Below are 16435 nucleotides of genomic sequence, written 5' to 3' on the forward strand. Positions count from 1 at the left end.
TGGGGTCAGCGGCCGGCCGCGGCGAGGCGGGCGGCGAGTCGGGGGTAGACGCGCAGGGCGTTGCCGGAGTAGACGGCGGCACGCTCCTCGGCCGACAGGTGCGGGGTGGCGTCCACGTACCGCCGGGTGTCGTCGAAGGAGTGACCGGAGTGCGGGTCGACGTCCCGGACCGCTCCGATCATCTCGCTGGCGAACAGCACGGACCGGCTGGGGACGACCCGGGTCAGCAGGTCGACGCCGGGCTGGTGGTAGACGCAGGTGTCGAAGAAGACGTTGTCCAGCAGCGTCTCCGGGTCCGGCCGGCCCAGCGCCATCGCCAGGCCGCGGAACCGGCCCCAGTGGTACGGCACGGCCCCGCCGCCGTGCGGGATCACGAACCGCAGTGTCGGGAAGTCGGCGAACAGGTCGCCCTGGACGAGCTGCATGAACGCCGTGGTGTCGGCGTTCAGGTAGTGCGCGCCGGTGGTGTGGAACGCCGGGTTGCACGAGGTGCTGACGTGGATCATCGCGGGGACGTCGTACGCGACCATCGCCTCGTAGAGCGGGTACCAGCTGCGGTCCGTCAGCGGCGGCGCGGTCCAGTGGCCGCCCGACGGGTCGGGGTTGAGGTTCACCGTGACCGCGCCCAGCTCCTCGACGGCGCGGCGCAGTTCGGGCAGGCAGGTCGCCGGGTCGACGCCCGGGGACTGCGGCAGCATCGCGCCCACCGCGAACCGGTCGGGGTAGAGGCCGGCGACCCGGTGGACCAGGTCGTTGCAGATCCGCGCCCACACCGAGGAGACGGCGAAGTCCCCGATGTGGTGGGCCATGAAGCTGGCGCGCGGCGAGAAGACCGTGAGGTCGCTGCCGCGCTCGTCCATCAGGCGCAGCTGGTTGGGCTCGATCGCCGCGCGCAGGTCGTCGTCGCCGATGACCAGTTCGGCGGGGTCGGGGACGGGGCCGCGGCCGGCGGCCGCCGCGATCTGCCGGTCGCGCCAGGCGGCCAGCTGCGGCGGGGCGGTGGTGAAGTGACCGTGACAATCGATGATCATGGGAGGGCTCGCAATCGTCCGGGTCAGGGGCGGGGGCCGCGGGTCGGCCAGCCGGTGTACTGCTCGGCCAGGTAGGCGCGTCCGGCGCGCGTGCCCACCACGTTGTCGAGTTCGCCGAGCTGCCGACGCAGGTCGAACGCCGAGCCGCCGGGCTCGGTGTGGAGCAGCCGGGTCATCCAGGACGAGAAGTGCTGCGCCCGCCAGATGCGCCGGAGGGCCCGCGGCTGGTAGGCGTCGAGCGCGGGGTCGCCTGCGGCGCCGAGCGCCCGCGGCAGCACGTCGGAGAGGACCTTCACGTCGTGCAGCGCCAGGTTTAGCCCGCGGGCCCCGGTCGGCGGCACCGTGTGCGCGGCGTCGCCGACCAGGATCAGCGAGCCCCAGCGCATCGGCTCCTGCACGAAGGAGCGGAACCGCAGCACCGTCTTCTCGGTGATCGGCCCCTCCTTCAGCCGGAAGCCGTCCTCGCCGGCCACCCGCGCCTGGAGGGTCTCCCAGACGCGGTCGTCGGACCAGTCGTCGGGGGACTCGTCGGGGGAGCACTGGAAGTACATGCGCTGCACGGTCTCGGTGCGCTGGCTGATCAGCGCGAAGCCGTGCTCGGAGTGGGCGTAGACCAGCTCGGGCGCGCTCGTCGGCGCCTCGGCGAGGATGCCGAACCAGGCGAAGGGGTACTCCTTGCCGTACCGGGTCCGCCGGTCCTCCGGCACGAGGTCCCGGCACGTGCCGCGGGACCCGTCGGCGCCGACGACGTACCGCGCCCGGATCTCGTGGCGGGCGCCGTCGGGCGCGGTGTAGCGGACCCGCGGGGCGGTGGTCGCGACGTCGAGGACCTCGGTGTCGCGCACCCCGAAGTGCACGGTGCCGCCGTCGCGTTCACGGGCGTCGGCGAGGTCGGCGAAGACGTCGGTCTGCGGGTAGAGCCAGACGGAGGCGCCGACGAGCTCCTTGAAGTCGACGCGGTGCGAACGCCCGGCCGACCGCAGCTCGACGCCCTCGTGCTCGTACCCCTCGCGCAGGATGCGGTCCGACACCCCGGTCTCGACCAGGTCCCGGGCGGCGTCGGCCTCCAGGATGCCGGCCCGCTGGGTCGTCTCGATCTCGTGGCGGGTGCGGGTGTCGACGACGATCGTGTCGACTCCGGCGCGGCCGAGCAGGTGCGCCAGCATGAGTCCCGCCGGCCCGGCACCCACGACCGCGACCGGAACCGTGGCGATGGAGTCGACGGGGGTGTCGGCCATGGCATCTCCCAAGCAGCTGTCTCCGTTGCGAACTGCTCGAACGGTGACAGCCTGCCCGGCGGCCGGTCTGCGGCGTTTCCGTCAGGCGGAAACGGAGCTCGCGCTCATCCCGTCGTGCGGGTGCGCCTGCCGAGCTCGTCGGAGATCCCGTACGCCGCCCGCAGCAGCGGCTCGCGCAGCCCGCGGGCCCGGCCCGAGTCCTGCGCGGTGAGCACGATCCCCAGCGCGGCGCTCACCGGTCCGGTCCGGCCGATCCGCACCGGCGCGGCCACCGCCACCGTGCTCTCCGACAACTGCCGGTCGCTGACGAAGACCTGCTCGCGCCGGATGCGGTCCAGCTGCGTCCGCAGCGTCCTCGGATCCGTGACGGTGTGCGGGGTCCACGCCCGCTGCGGCGAGTCGAGGACCTCCTCCTGGATGTCCCGCGGCGCGTGCGCCAGCAGCACCCGCCCCATGCCGGTGGACCCGACGGGGAAACGGGTCCCGACCCCCGTCAGCAGCTCCACCGAGCGGTGCCCCGCGATCCGCTCCACGAACACCAGTTCCGTGCCCTCGCGCACCGCGAGCTGGACGTTCTCGTGGGTCGCCTCGTACAGGTCCTGCATGAACGGCAGCGCCACGTCGCGCAGGATCTGCGTCCTAGGGCACCCCGAGGCGATCTCCCACAGCCGCAGTCCCACGTGCCAGGAGCCGTCCTCGTCCCGCTCCAGCGCCCCCCAGGCCGCCAGCTCCGCGAGCACCCGGTGCGTGGTGCTCACGGCCAGACCCGTACGCTGCGCGATCTCCGACAGGGTCTGCGAGGGGTGGTCGCGGTCGAAGGCCGAGAGGACCTCCAGGACCTTTCCGGCCGCCGTGCTCCGGGTAGTGCTCACCCCGCCAGTCTCGCAGACCCCCGTCGGGGCGCCCGTCCGCCGGCCGTACCATCTGCCGCACACCAAGGAGGCGATGTGGAAGAAGAGATCTCCGGGCTGTCCTCGATGGCCACCCGGCCGGTGCTCGCCGAGCTGTCCGCGCACATCCGGCTCGCGCACGGGATCCCCGTGCGCTTCGACGCCGGCGGCGGGGTCGAGATCGCGCGGCGCGTCCGCGAGGGCGCCGGGGCCGACCTGGTCGTCCTCGCGGAAGGCGCGCTGACCGCCCTGGAGCGCGAGGGCCACGTCCTCGCGGGCAGCACGCGGCCGCTGTGGGTCTCCCAGGTCGTCGCCGCCGTGCCGGCGGGCGCGCCGGTCCCGGCCCTCGGCTCGGAGTCCGACCTGCGGGCCGCCCTGCTCGCCGCCGACGCGATCGCCTACTCGACGGGCCCCAGCGGCACCGCGCTCACCGAACTGATCGGCCGCCTGGAGCTCGCCGGCACGCTGCGCGACCGGCTCCTCCAGGCGCCGCCCGGCGTGCCGGCCGGCAGCCTGCTCTCGTCCGGCCGCGCCGGCCTGGCGTTCCAGCAGCACAGCGAGCTGATGGACCTGCCGGGTGTCGTCGTGGTCGGCCCCCTCCCGGGCGACGCCGCGATCAGCTCGGTCTTCGCCGGCGGCGTCCTCGCCTCCTCCGCGCGGCCCGACCGCGCCCGCGCGGTCCTCGCCCTCCTCGGCTCCGACGAGGCGTCACGGACCGCCCGCGCCCGGGGCATGCGACCGGCCGGAGACGCCTCCGCGTGACGCCGGAGGCCCCGCCCGGCGGCGGGCGCACCGATGAACCGTCCGCAAGGCGTCACCTCCCTTGACGCCTCTGTCCCCCAGGACGAGACTCCCCACGGTCAAGAACCCCACGCCCGCACGGCCTCGTTCCCGTTCCCCGAACGAAGGGTTCCGTCCATGACCGCGACCACACCCGCAGGAAGACCCGGGGGCTCCGGAAGTCCGGCAGCCCAGGGCGCGCCCGGGGGCCACGACGGCCGGGCCGAGCTCGCGCCCGGCGCCGCCCCCGCCGACCCCCGTTTCGTCAACGACGACCTGCTCCCCGTCCCGCTGGCCGAACGCCGCTGGACCACGTACAACTTCGCCGCCCTCTGGGTCGGCATGGCGCACAACATCCCCTCCTGGATGCTCGCCTCCGGACTCGTCGCCCTCGGCATGGACTGGAAGCAGGCCGTCCTCACCATCGCCCTCGCCAACGTCGTCGTCCTGCTGCCGATGCTGCTCACCGGACACGCGGGACCCAAGTACGGCATCCCGTTCCCGGTGCTGGCCCGGGCCTCCTTCGGGATGCGGGGCGCCAACCTGCCCGCCCTGATCCGCGCCGGGGTCGCCTGCGCCTGGTTCGGCATCCAGACCTGGATCGGCGGCCAGGGCGTCTTCGTCCTGCTGGACAAGGTCTTCGGCGGCGCGTGGGCCGACGCGTCGCCGATCGGGGGCCGGCCGTGGACGCTGTGGCTGTGCTTCGTCCTCTTCTGGGCCCTCGAACTCGCCGTCATCCACCGGGGCATGGACGCCCTGCGCCGCTTCGAGAACTGGGCGGCGCCGTTCGTCATCGTCGGCGCGCTCGCCCTGCTCGTCTGGATCACCGCCAAGGCCGGCGGCCTCGGCCCGCTCCTCGACCAGCCGTCCCGGCTCGGCTGGGGCGCCGACTTCTGGCCCGTCTTCTTCCCGGCCCTGATGGGCATGATCGCCTTCTGGGCCACGCTCAGCCTCAACATCCCGGACTTCACCCGCTTCGGCGCCGGGCAGCGCGCCCAGGTGTGGGGCCAGACCCTCGGCCTGCCCACCACCATGACCCTGTTCGCGCTGCTCTCGGTGCTCGTGACCTCCGGCTCGCAGGCCGTGTACGGGGCGCCGGTCTGGGACCCGGTGGCGCTGGCCGCCAAGACGGACAACGTCTTCGGGCTGCTCTTCGCCCTCGTCACGGTCCTCGTCGCGACCCTGTCGGTGAACATCGCCGCCAACGTCGTCTCCCCGGCGTACGACCTCGCCCACCTCGCCCCGAAGCTGGTGGACTTCCGGACCGGAGCCCTCGTCACGGGGGTCGTCGGTGTCCTCATCATGCCGTGGAAGCTGACCGCCACCCCCGAGCTGTACATCTTCACGTGGCTCGGCCTGGTCGGCGGCCTCCTCGGCACGGTCGCGGGCATCCTCATCGCCGACTACTGGATCGTCCGCCGCACCGTCCTCGACCTGGCCGGTCTCTACCGCGCCGACGGCCCCTACCGGTACCGGGGCGGGTGGAACCCGGCCGCCGTCCTCGCCTTCGCGGTCGGCGGGGTCCTCGCCGTCGGCGGTTCCCACTCGGCGCCCGGCACGGGCCCGTTCCCCGAGGACGGCCTGATCCCCTTCCTCAAGCCCCTCGCCGACTACGGCTGGGCCGTCGGTCTCGCGGCCTCCCTGCTCCTGTACACCGCCCTCATGAGGCGCGGGGGAGCCGCCCGATCGTCCGCTCGATCCAGCTGAGGTACGCGCCCACGCGGGTGTTCACGGCGGGGGTGTCGGTGGCGCACCCCCGCCCGTACGAGACGAGGCCCACCAGGTAGGGCCGCCCGCCCTCCCGGTGGACGAGGGGCCCGCCGGAGTCGAAGAGGCAGGTGTCCCGGCCGGGCGCCCAGGTGCAGAGCTGGGCCGAGGTCGCCCGGCTCATCCCGCGTTCCACGCAGGTCGCGGTGCTCATCGTGGTGAGGTCCACGGTCCGCAGGACGTCGGACCGGGGGCCGTCGAAGGAGGTGGCGCCCCAGCCCGTCGCCTCCACGCGCGTGTGGTCGAAGGCGGTGGGGGAGAAGGAGACCGGCAGTCCGACCGGTCTCACGCCGTCGCGGTACGCGACCGGCTCCGCGAGCCGGATCAGCGCGATGTCGTTCACCTGGGTCCCGGGGTCGTAGTCCGGGTGGACGGCGAAGCGGGCCGGGGCGGCGAGCACGGCGCCCGGACTGTCCGACGCCGACGACAGGTCGTGGTCGCCGAGGAGCACCCCCACGCGCGCGGTGTCGGCGTACGAGCCCGTCAGGCAGTGGGCCGCGGTGAGGACGTACCGCTCGGTGATCAGAGCCCCGCCGCACATCACCCGGCCTTCCTCCCGGTCCAGGAGCCCCGCCATGTACGGGTACTGGTGCGGCCGCGCCTCCTGCCCGCCCACGATCGCGTGCGCCGGCACGGGCCCGAGGGGCCAGAGGGCCGCCACCGCGCCCGCCACCGTCGCCGCGAGCTTCCTCGCCCATCCCATGAACCCTCCGAACCCTCGGCCGCGTCGTCCCGGGCCCGGGGGGTGCGGAGACGTTTCCTCTGCCCGTCCGCGCAGCCCGACCCGGCCCGCCGGGTCGTCAACGACCGGGGGTGCGCGCGGTCACGGGCCCCGGCGCGTACGGTGACCCGGTCCGGGCGGCGGCCCGGCACCCGCAGGAGGGGGACGGCCACACGGAACGGCGTCAGGACGCACTGCCCCTGCGCCTCGACGCCCTGGAGATCCACCTCGGCGTGGAGGAGGACTTACGGCCGGCCCGCAAGGGACACCCCGGCATCCTGGTCGCCGACCTCGACGGCCTCGCGGGGCGGCTCACCGCACGCGGCGTGGAGATCACCTGGGACGCGGACTTCCCCGGCCACCGGCGCTTCCACATGAACGACTGCCTCGGGAACCGCCTGGAGTCCCTCACCCCCGAACGGTGAACCCGGCGCCCCGGCGACCACCGGGCGAACGGCGGGTGACGGGAGCGACATCCCGGTCGTCAGTCCCGCGTGCTTAGCTGGGGGACATGATCGGAGACTTCCTTGAGCACGTCCTCGACGGCGGTACGGACGAGGTGGAGGAGGCGGTCCGCAAGGCGGCCGCCGCCGAGATCACGCCACGCTTCCGGCAGCTCGCCGCCGAGGACATCGTCGAGAAGAACGGACCGCACGACCTGGTCACCGTCGCCGACCGGGCCGCCGAGGCCCACCTCACCGCCTCCCTGACCGCCCTCCTCCCCGGCTCCGTCGTCGTCGGCGAGGAGGCCGTCCACGCCGACCCGACCGTCTACGACGCGCTGCGCGGCGACGCCCCGGTGTGGATCGTCGACCCCGTCGACGGCACCCGCCAGTTCGTCCACGGCGACCCGGCCTTCTGCACGCTCGTCGCCCTCGCCCACCACGGCGAGGTCCTGGCCTCCTGGACCTTCGCCCCCGCCCTCGACGAGATGGCCGTCGCCGTGCGCGGCCGCGGCGCCACCCTCGACGGACGGCCCCTGCGCTCCGGCTCGCCCGCCCCCGGCGCGGTCGTCGAGGTCGCCACCTCCCACCCCGACTACACCACCCCCGACCAGCAGAAGGCGCTGCTCGGCCTCGACACCGAGGGGGTGCGGCGCCGCCCCTGCGGCTCCGCCGGACTCGAATACCTCGCCGTGGCCCGCGGCGCCCTCGACGCCACCGCGTTCACCTGGGAGTACGCCTGGGACCACGCGGCCGGGCTGCTCCTGGTCGCCGAGGCGGGCGGCGCCGACACGACGATCGCGGGGGAGCCGTTCCGGATCACCGGGGGCAACGCCCTGCCGTTCACCGCGGCCCGGGACGCGGCCACCGCCGAGCGGATCAGGGGACTCCTCGGGGGTCGGTGAGCCAGGCCGGACCACCGGCCTATCCTGGGAGCCTTGGCCATCGGCTGACGAAGGAGTCCGAAGGTGACGAACGAGACGTCGATGCTCGATGCCGTCGTCGTGGGGGCGGGGCCCAACGGACTCACCGCCGCCGTCGAGTTGGCCCGGCGCGGCTTCTCCGTGGCCGTGTTCGAGGCCGAGCCTACCGTCGGCGGCGGAGCCAGGACCGAGGAGCTCACCCTCCCCGGGTTCCTGCACGACCCCTGCTCCGCCGTCCACCCCCTCGGGGCCGGTTCGCCGGTCTTCCGGACCATGCCGCTCGACCGGTACGGCCTGGAGTGGCTCCACCCCGAACTGCCCATGGCCCACCCCTGGGACGACGGCACCGCCGCCGTCCTCGCCCGCTCCGTCGCCGAGACCGCCGCCTCGTTCGGGCCGCGCGACGCCGGGGCGTACCGCCGGCTCGTCGCCCCCTTCACCGGCAAGTGGGACACGTTGGCGCGGGACTTCATGCAGCTCCCGCTCACCGCGCTGCCCCGCGACCCGGTGACCCTCGCCCGCTTCGGCCTCGCCGGCCTGCCCCCGTCCACCTGGCTGATGCGCCGGTTCCGCGACGAGAAGGCCCGCGCCCTCTTCGCCGGCCTCGTCGGCCACGTCATCGCCCCGCTCGGCGGCTTCGCGACCGGCGCCGTCGGCCTGGTCTTCGCGCTCGCCGCGCACGCCGGGGGCTGGCCCATGCCCCGGGGCGGCTCGCAGTCCCTCTCCGACGCCCTCACCGCGTACCTCAAGGACCTCGGCGGCGCCGTCCACACCGACTTCGAGGTCAAGCGCCTCGACGACCTGCCGCCGGCCCGGGCCTACGTCTTCGACACCTCGCCCACCGCCCTCGCCCGGATCGCCGGCTTCGGCGGGCACTACGACCACTACCGCTACGGCGCGAGCGTCTTCAAGATCGACTACGCCCTCGACGGCCCCGTCCCGTGGACCGCCGAGGAGGCCCGCCGGGCCGGCACCGTCCAGATCGGCCCCACCGCCGGCGAGATCGGCACCGCGCTGCGCGAGGCGTCCTCCGGCACCGCCCCCGCCGCCCCCTTCCTCATCACCGCCCAGCCCAGCCTCGTCGACCCCTCCCGCGCGCCCGAGGGCAAGCACGTCTTCTGGGCGTACGGCCACGTGCCCCACGGCTGGACCGGCGACCTCACCGAGGCGATCGAGCGTCAGATCGAGCGCTTCGCCCCCGGCTTCCGCGACCGCGTCCTGGCCCGCGCCACCGCGGGACCGCCCGAACTCGCCGCCCGCAACGCCAACTACGTCGGCGGCGACATCGCCTGCGGCGCCGCCCGCGGCCTCCAGCTCCTGCTGCGCCCCACCCTCTCGCTGCGCCCCTACGCCACCCCGCACCCGGCGGTCTTCCTCTGCTCCTCCGCCACCCCGCCCGGCCCCGGGGTCCACGGCATGTCCGGGCACAACGCGGCGAAGGCCGTGTGGCGGCGGCTGCGAAAATAGACTCCCCCCATGGCCAAGTACTTCGACGTCCACCCCGACAACCCCCAGCCCCGCACGATCGCCGCGGTGGCCGACAGCATCCGCGACGGCGCGCTCGTCGCGTACCCCACCGACTCCTGCTACGCGCTGGGCAGCCGGCTCGGCAGCCGCGACGGCATCGGCCGCATCCGCGCGATCCGCGACCTCGACGACCGGCACCACTTCACGCTCATGTGCCAGAACTTCGCCCAGCTGGGCCAGCTCGTGCACATCGACAACGACGTCTTCCGCGCGGTCAAGGCCGCGACCCCCGGCGCCTACACCTTCATCCTGCCCGCCACCAAGGAGGTGCCGCGCCAGCTGCAGCACCCCAAGAAGAAGACGGTCGGCGTGCGCATCCCCGACCACGTCGTCACCCAGGCCCTTCTCGCCGAGCTCGGCGAGCCGCTGCTGTCCAGCACCCTGCTCCTGCCCGACGAGGCCGAGCCGCTGACCCAGGGCTGGGAGATCAAGGAGCGGCTGGACCACCAGGTCGACGCCGTCCTCGATTCCGGCGAATGCGGAACCGAACCGACCACCGTCGTCGACTTCTCCAGTGGCGAGCCCGAGATCGTGCGCCGCGGGGCGGGAGACACCACGCGGTTCGAGTAGCACGGGCGCGCCGGCCGGCCGGGCCGCGTCCCGGCATGTGATCCTGTGCCGTTCCGACACGGCACCACGACGGGGGAGTTCCACCATGTCCAGGCGTCGCCTTCGCACGTCCGCCCTGCCCGCCGCCGCGCTCGTCTGCGGCCTCGCCCTGACGGGCTGCTCCGGCGCCACGACCTCGGGCTCGGCGAGCGGCGGCTCGACCCCGGCCGCGACCACGGCCCCGGCACCCTCCGCGTCGGACGCCGGCGGCGGACCCTCGTCGGGCGGCGACCCGTCCGCCTCGGGAAGCACGGGCGGAAGCACCGGAGGGGACACCGGCGGTTCGGGCGGCACGGCCTCCGGAGGCACCGCGACGGAGTCCGGCGCCCCGGCGTCGGCCCGGCCCTGCCGCACCGCCGGACTCGGCTTCGCGGTCGCGCCCGGCAGCGGCGCCCAGGCCGTCGGCGAAGAAGGCGCGGTGGTCGTCGAGCTCACCAACAAGAGCGGCGCCCCCTGCACCCTCAAGGGTTACCCGGGCGTCGACCTCGTCGGCGACACCACCTGGTCGCTGCCCCGCCAGACCTCCCGGGCGCCCCGCCTGGTCACCCTGAAGCCCGGCGCCACGACGACCTTCACCCTCACCTACCAGTCGTACGCAGAGGGCACCGGCGTCGAGCTCACCCCGAAGCGGCTCGTCGTCACCCCGCCCGGCGAGACCCGCTCGACCACGCTGACCTGGGACTTCTCCTCGGTGCTGCTCCAGGACGGCGCCACCCACCCCGGCTCGTACGTCGGCCCCGTCGGCGGCAGCTGACCCGGCCGCGCCCGCCCCGGCGCCCCCGGTCCGCGCGAGGGCGGACGGCCATGTCGTTTTTTCGCCAGCCCGACGGCCGTCCGTCCCCGATCCTGGAAGCATGCACACCGACACCGAGCGCTGCGTGCAGGCCGTCCAGTCGAAGGACGCCCGCTTCGACGGCGTGTTCTTCACGGCCGTCCTCACCACCCGGATCTACTGCCGGCCCAGCTGCCCCGTCGTCCCGCCCAAGCCGCGGAACATGGAGTTCCACCCCAGCGCGGCCTCCTGCCAGCGGGCCGGCTTCCGGGCCTGCAAGCGGTGCAGGCCCGACACGAGCCCCGGCTCGCCCGAGTGGAACGTCCGGGCCGACGCCGTCGCCCGCGCCATGCGCCTCATCCAGGACGGCGTCGTCGACCGCGAGGGCGTGCCCGGTCTCGCCCGGCGCCTCGGCTGGTCGACCCGCCAGATCGAGCGCCAGCTCCTCGCGGAACTGGGCGCCGGACCGCTCGCCCTCGCCCGCGCGCAGCGCGCCCAGACCGCCCGCGTGCTCATCGAGACGACCCCGATGCCGCTGGGACAGGTCGCCTTCGCGGCCGGCTTCTCCTCGATCCGCAGCTTCAACGACACCGTCCGTGAGGTCTTCGCCCTCACCCCCGGCGAACTCCGCGCCCGGGCCGCCCGCTCCTCCCCGGCCGGACCGCCCGCCACCCCGGGCGTGATAAGCCTCCGGCTGCCGTTCCGCGCGCCCCTGGAGCCCTCCAACCTCTTCGGCCACCTCGCCGCGACCGGCATCCCCGGCGTCGAGGAGTGGCGCGACGGCGCCTACCGCCGGACGCTGAGCCTCCCGTACGGGCACGGCATCGTCGCCCTCTCCCCGCGCGCCGACCACATCGCCTGCCGGCTCTCCCTCACCGACCCGCGCGACCTCGCCCACGCGATCAGCCGCTGCCGCCGTCTCCTCGACCTCGACGCCGACCCCGTCGCCGTCGACGAGCGGCTGCGTGCCGACCCGCTGCTCGCGCCGCTCGTCGACGCGGCGCCCGGCCGCCGGGTGCCCGGCAGCGTCGACCCCGCCGAGTTCGCCGTACGGGCCGTCCTCGGCCAGCAGGTCTCCACGGCCGCCGCCCGCACCCACGCCGCCCGGCTCGTCACCGCGCACGGCGTCCCGGTCGACGACCCCGAGGGCGGCCTCACCCACCTCTTCCCCGACCCCGAGGCGCTCGCCGACGTCGACCCCGAGACCCTCGCGCTGCCGCGCAGCCGCCGCGCCACCCTCCTCACCCTGGTCCGCGCCCTCGCCGACGGCTCGCTCGCCCTCGGCCCCGCCGAGGACCGCGAGGAGACCCGCGCCCGGCTGCTCGCCCTGCCCGGCTTCGGCCCCTGGACCACCGAGATCATCGCCATGCGGGCCCTCGGGGACCCCGACGCCTTCCTCCCCGGCGACCTCGGCGTCCGCCGCGCCGCCGAGGGCATGGGCCTGCCCGGCAGCCCCGGCGCGCTCACCGCCCGCGCCGCCCACTGGCGCCCGTGGCGCGCCTACGCCGTCCAGTACCTCTGGGCGACCGACGACCACCCCGTGAACCACCTGCCCAGCGAAGGACACTGAACCGTCATGGCCCCCACCGTCGTCCACACCGTCGTGGACAGCCCGTACGAGCCGCTGACCCTCGTCGCCCTGGACGGCGTCCTCAGCCGCCTCCACATGACCGGTCAGCGCCACCGCCCGTCCGAGGAGACCTTCGGCGACCCCGACCCGCGCCCGTTCGGCGAGGTCGTCCGCCAGCTCGACGCCTACTTCGCCGGTGAACTCACCACCTTCGACCTGCCGTTGAACCTCGTGGGTACCCCGTTCCAGCGCAAGGTCTGGGACCGGCTGATCCACATCCCGTACGGGGAGACCCGGACCTACGGCCAACTCGCCGAGGAACTCGGCAGCCCCGGCGCCTCCCGGGCCGTGGGCCTCGCCAACGGGAAGAACCCCGTCGGCATCATCGTCCCCTGCCACCGGGTGATCGGTGCCGGCGGCAGCCTCACCGGCTACGGCGGCGGCCTCGACCGCAAGCAGCGCCTCCTCGCCTTCGAGTCGGGCGCGGGCGAACCGGACGCGCTGTTCTGAGCGGGGTGTTAGGTTCCCGGCATGGCCAAGGTGAACATCGCGCTCGACGCGGAACTCGTGGTGGAAGTCATGGTCCTCGCGGGTATCGGCAACCCGCAGGACGCCGTCGAGGCCGTCGTGCGCGACTACATCGCCCGCGGCCACCGCACGGAGGCCAGGGCCGTCAGCCGGGACGAGCCGCACCGCACGGGTGAGATCGTCCCGCCGGAACCCCAGCAGGGCTGACGCGCGGGGCGGACCGGCACCGGCCGGGCCGCCCCGGCCGTCACCCGGCCGACCGAGCCAACCGCACGGTCCGTTCCGCCGGTTCGCCGATCCCCACGCCGTCGAACCCGAACACCGCGCCGCGCATCCGGTCGCGCAGCGGCTCCGACCACCGCGGCGGAATCGCCGCCGCCCGCTCGCGCCGCGGCCACGCCGGGCGCGGCGCGAAGCCCGCCGCGTCCGGCGGCGGGGGCGGCAGGTGGTCCGTCAGCGCCAGCGCGTTGGTCAGCCGCGGAGAGCCGCCGATGTGCCCCCGGGTCCGGTGGTCCCCGCGCTCCACCCGCTTGCCGAGCAGGTTGCCCGCCATCCGGCCCGTCCAGCCGCCCGGGATCCGGTCCGCGAGCCCCGCGTCCGTCAGGACCTCTCAGGCACCGCCCTCGGGCGGCTCCGCGCCGGCCCCGGTCCGGGGCCGGCGCCCGCCGCCCTGCTCGGTCAGGGCCTCCCCGACCAGCGTCCGCACCGCGTCCCGCAGCCCGTGCAGGGCGTGGTGCCGGGCCGGGCCCGCCCCCGGGTCCTCCCGCAGCTCCTTCAGGAGCGCGAAGCACAGCACCAGCATGACCACCACGAACGGCAGCGCCACCAGGATCGTCGCCGTCTGGAGCGAGTCCAGACCGCCCACCACCAGCAGCACCGCCGCCACGGCCGCCATCAGCACGCCCCAGGTCACCACGAGCCAGGTCGGCGGGTGCAGCGAGCCGCGGCTCGTCAGCGAACCCATCACCAGCGAGGCCGAGTCCGCGCTCGTCACGAAGTACGTCATCACCAGCACCATCGCCACGACCGACGTCACCGACCCGACCGGCAGCGCCTCCAGCATCGCGAACAGCGACGCCTCCGCCCCGTCCCGCACCGCCGTCGCGAGGTCGGCGGCCCCCGTCGACTCCAGCCGGATCGCCGTGCCGCCCATCACGCAGAACCACACCACCGTCGCCCCCGACGGCACCAGCAGCACGCCCATCAGGAACTCCCGGATCGTCCGGCCCCGCGAGATCCGGGCGATGAAGGTGCCCACGAACGGCGCCCACGACAGCCACCAGGCCCAGTAGAAGATCGTCCATGCCCCCAGCCAGTCGCGGTCGGTGAACGCGCCCGTACGGCTCGCCATCGGCAGCAGCTGGTGCAGATAGCCGCCCAGGGACGCCGGGACGGTGTCCAGGACGTACACGGTCGGACCCAGCAGGAAGACGAACACCATCAGGCACGCGGCGAGGACGATGTTCAGCGTCGACAGCCACTTCACGCCCTTGTTGAGCCCCGAGAACGCCGACAGCACGAAGGCCGCCGACAAGGCCGTGATGACGATCAGCCGGGTCGCCGTGGAGTCCTCCACGCCCATCGTCAGGTTCAGCCCTTGGGACACCTGGAGCGCGCCGAGGCCCAGGCTCGTCGCCGTGCCGAAGACGGTCGCGAACACGGCCAGCAGATCGATCGCCTTGCCCGGCCACCCGGCCGCCCGCCGCTCGCCCAGCAACGGCACGAAGGCCGAGCTCAGCTGGTTCCCCCGGCCCTTGCGGAACGCCGCGTACGCCAGCGCCAGCCCCGCGATGCCGTAGATCGCCCACGGCGTCAGCGTCCAGTGGAAGAACGAGTACTCCAGGGCGGTGCGCGCCGCCGCGCCCGTCCCCGCCTCCACACCGCTGGCCGGCGGCGGGCTCAGGAAGTGCTGGAGCGGCTCCCCGACCCCGTAGAACATCAGGCCGATCCCCATGCCGGCGCTGAACATCATCGCGATCCACGCCAGGTTCGTGAACTCCGGCTCCGAGTCGTCCGCCCCCAGCCGGATCCGTCCGTACCGGCTCAGCGCGATCACCACGCACAGCACGAGGAACGTGTCCGCGGCGACCACGAACAGCCACGCGAAGTTCGCCAGGACCCAGCGCAGCGCCGTCGACGACGCCCGGTCGAACGAGTCCCCGCCCAGCGCCGCCCAGGCCACCACCGCCGCCACGGCCGCCATCCCGATCCCGATGACCCTGCCGTCGGGCGTGTGCCGCTCGCGCGGGTCCCGATCGATCGGTTCCGTCCTCATGCGACCCCACTATGGTGCGGAATATCGTCTCATCAGGGGGTGGCACGCCGTCTGGCGGTACGGATAAGGTCGGCCTCGGCGCGACTGCACGTTCGAAAGCAAGGGATGCAAGGTGACGGACGGAGCAGCAACTCAGGTCGCTCACGTGCTCGTGGCGGCCGACAAGTTCAAGGGCTCGCTCACCGCCGTACAGGTCGCGGAGCGGGTCACAGCAGGACTGCGACGGGTCGTCCCCGGACTCAGCGTCGAGACGCTGCCCGTCGCCGACGGCGGCGACGGCACCGTCGCGGCGGCCGTCGCGGCAGGATTCGAGCGCCGCGAGGTGCGCGTCACCGGACCGCTCGGCGAGCAGGTCACCGCCGCGTACGCGCTGCGCGGCACCACCGCCGTCGTCGAGATGGCCGAGGCCTCCGGCCTCCAGCTCCTCCCGCACGGCGTCTTCGCGCCGCTCACCGCGACCACCTACGGCTCCGGCGAGCTCCTGCGCGCGGCCCTCGACGCCGGCGCGACCACCCTCGTCTTCGGCGTCGGCGGCAGCGCCACCACCGACGGCGGCGCCGGCATGCTCGCCGCGCTCGGAGCCCGCTTCCTCGACGCGGACGGCGAGCTCGTCGGCCCCGGCGGAGCGGCCCTCGCCGGCCTCGCCACGGCCGACCTCACCGGCCTCGACCCCCGCTTCGCGGACGTCGACCTCATCCTCGCCAGCGACGTCGACAACCCGCTGACCGGCCCCAAGGGCGCCCCCGCCGTCTACGGCCCCCAGAAGGGCGCCACCCCCGACGACGTCCGCACCCTCGACGCCGCGCTCGCCCACTTCGCCACCGTCCTGGAGAAGGCCATCGGCCCCAAGGCGGCCGAGGCGGCCGTCGCGCCCGGCGCCGGCGGCGCCGGCGGCATCGGCTACGGCGCCCTCATCCTCGGCGCGAGCTTCCGCCCCGGCATCGAGCTCATGCTCGAGGTCCTCGGCTTCGCCCCCGCCCTCGAACGCGCCACCCTCGTCATCACCGGCGAAGGCTCCCTCGACGAGCAGACCCTCCACGGCAAGGCACCCGCCGGCGTCGCCGCCGCCGCGCGCGCCGCCGGCAAGGACGTCGTCGCCGTCTGCGGCCGCCTCGCCCTGTCCTCCGAGGCCCTCGCCGCGGCCGGCATCCGCCGTGCCTACCCCCTCACCGCGCTCGAACCCGACCCCGCGGTCTCCATCCCCCAAGCCGGCCCCCTCCTCGAACAGGTCGCCGCCACCCTCGCCACCGACCACCTCACCTGACCCAGCCCCGGGCACCCGCCCACCCCTGAGCGAAGCCGAGAGCTCGGGGGAGGGTGGGCACCACGGAACGGCGCCCCCCGCGGTCGCGACCCCACCC

The 16435-nt window shown here is 74.6% G+C and carries 17 protein-coding genes; 11 read left to right on the forward strand and 6 right to left on the reverse strand.

What is annotated here, in order from left to right; translation table 11 throughout:
• Positions 1–5 precede the first annotated feature (5 nt).
• From ACZ60W_RS02790 to ACZ60W_RS02800, 3 genes are all read right to left on the reverse strand, one after another.
• Positions 6–1031 (reverse strand): amidohydrolase family protein, encoded by a 1026-nt coding sequence (locus ACZ60W_RS02790; protein ID WP_469753540.1) that lies wholly within the window; start codon positions 1029–1031, stop codon positions 6–8.
• Between the two features lie 23 nt (positions 1032–1054).
• On the reverse strand, positions 1055–2269 hold the full coding sequence (locus ACZ60W_RS02795; RefSeq protein WP_469753541.1) for a 4-hydroxybenzoate 3-monooxygenase: 1215 nt from the start codon (positions 2267–2269) through the stop codon (positions 1055–1057).
• A 104-nt stretch (positions 2270–2373) separates the two neighbouring features.
• Positions 2374–3141, reverse strand: a complete 768-nt coding sequence (locus ACZ60W_RS02800) for an IclR family transcriptional regulator (protein ID WP_469753542.1) — start codon at positions 3139–3141, stop codon at positions 2374–2376.
• 75 nt (positions 3142–3216) lie between these two features.
• Between ACZ60W_RS02800 and ACZ60W_RS02805 the strand changes: the two genes are divergently transcribed.
• Together ACZ60W_RS02805 and ACZ60W_RS02810 are read left to right on the forward strand one after the other, a co-directional pair.
• A complete protein-coding gene (locus ACZ60W_RS02805) occupies positions 3217–3921 on the forward strand; it encodes a substrate-binding domain-containing protein (protein WP_469753543.1) in 705 nt (234 codons plus the stop codon).
• Positions 3922–4077: 156 nt separating this feature from the next.
• Entirely contained in the window at positions 4078–5646 is a 1569-nt protein-coding gene (locus ACZ60W_RS02810) for an NCS1 family nucleobase:cation symporter-1 (RefSeq protein ID WP_469753544.1), read from the forward strand.
• On the opposite strand, the gene ACZ60W_RS02815 is transcribed toward ACZ60W_RS02810, so the two are convergent.
• Positions 5600–6409 (reverse strand): serine protease, encoded by an 810-nt coding sequence (locus tag ACZ60W_RS02815; protein WP_469753545.1) that lies wholly within the window; start codon positions 6407–6409, stop codon positions 5600–5602. The two genes, ACZ60W_RS02810 and ACZ60W_RS02815, sit on opposite strands and share 47 nt — an antisense overlap.
• Positions 6410–6519: 110 nt before the next feature.
• Between ACZ60W_RS02815 and ACZ60W_RS02820 the strand changes: the two genes are divergently transcribed.
• The 8 genes from ACZ60W_RS02820 (at position 6520) to ACZ60W_RS02855 (ending at position 13006) form a co-directional block, all read left to right on the forward strand.
• Entirely contained in the window at positions 6520–6852 is a 333-nt protein-coding gene (locus tag ACZ60W_RS02820) for a VOC family protein (protein ID WP_469753546.1), read from the forward strand.
• Between the two features lie 86 nt (positions 6853–6938).
• Positions 6939–7775 (forward strand): inositol monophosphatase family protein, encoded by an 837-nt coding sequence (locus ACZ60W_RS02825; RefSeq protein WP_469753547.1) that lies wholly within the window; start codon positions 6939–6941, stop codon positions 7773–7775.
• Positions 7776–7856: 81 nt separating this feature from the next.
• The gene (locus ACZ60W_RS02830; protein WP_469753730.1) at positions 7857–9260 is read left to right on the forward strand and encodes a phytoene desaturase family protein; all 1404 of its coding nucleotides are present in this window, start codon (positions 7857–7859) and stop codon (positions 9258–9260) included.
• A gap of 9 nt (positions 9261–9269) precedes the next feature.
• Complete coding sequence (locus ACZ60W_RS02835) at positions 9270–9890, forward strand: L-threonylcarbamoyladenylate synthase (RefSeq protein WP_469753548.1); 621 nt, start codon at positions 9270–9272, stop codon at positions 9888–9890.
• An 85-nt stretch (positions 9891–9975) separates the two neighbouring features.
• Positions 9976–10683, forward strand: a complete 708-nt coding sequence (locus tag ACZ60W_RS02840) for a DUF4232 domain-containing protein (RefSeq protein WP_469753549.1) — start codon at positions 9976–9978, stop codon at positions 10681–10683.
• Positions 10684–10783: 100 nt separating this feature from the next.
• On the forward strand, positions 10784–12271 hold the full coding sequence (locus ACZ60W_RS02845; protein WP_469753550.1) for an AlkA N-terminal domain-containing protein: 1488 nt from the start codon (positions 10784–10786) through the stop codon (positions 12269–12271).
• A 6-nt stretch (positions 12272–12277) separates the two neighbouring features.
• Entirely contained in the window at positions 12278–12781 is a 504-nt protein-coding gene (locus tag ACZ60W_RS02850; RefSeq protein WP_469753551.1) for a methylated-DNA--[protein]-cysteine S-methyltransferase, read from the forward strand.
• A 21-nt stretch (positions 12782–12802) separates the two neighbouring features.
• Positions 12803–13006 carry a type II toxin-antitoxin system VapB family antitoxin gene (locus ACZ60W_RS02855; protein ID WP_366307196.1) on the forward strand — a complete coding sequence of 68 codons (204 nt, stop codon included), beginning with the start codon at positions 12803–12805 and terminating at the stop codon, positions 13004–13006.
• Positions 13007–13046: 40 nt separating this feature from the next.
• On the opposite strand, the gene ACZ60W_RS02860 is transcribed toward ACZ60W_RS02855, so the two are convergent.
• Positions 13047–13352, reverse strand: coding sequence for a hypothetical protein (locus tag ACZ60W_RS02860; protein WP_469753552.1), 306 nt, complete (start codon positions 13350–13352; stop codon positions 13047–13049).
• A gap of 57 nt (positions 13353–13409) precedes the next feature.
• Positions 13410–15074, reverse strand: coding sequence for a BCCT family transporter (locus ACZ60W_RS02865; RefSeq protein WP_469753553.1), 1665 nt, complete (start codon positions 15072–15074; stop codon positions 13410–13412).
• Between the two features lie 112 nt (positions 15075–15186).
• Between ACZ60W_RS02865 and ACZ60W_RS02870 the strand changes: the two genes are divergently transcribed.
• A complete protein-coding gene (locus ACZ60W_RS02870; RefSeq protein WP_469753554.1) occupies positions 15187–16338 on the forward strand; it encodes a glycerate kinase in 1152 nt (383 codons plus the stop codon).
• Positions 16339–16435: the final 97 nt, after the last annotated feature.

The sequence above is a fragment of the Streptomyces sp. NPDC104202 genome, from assembly GCF_055584185.1.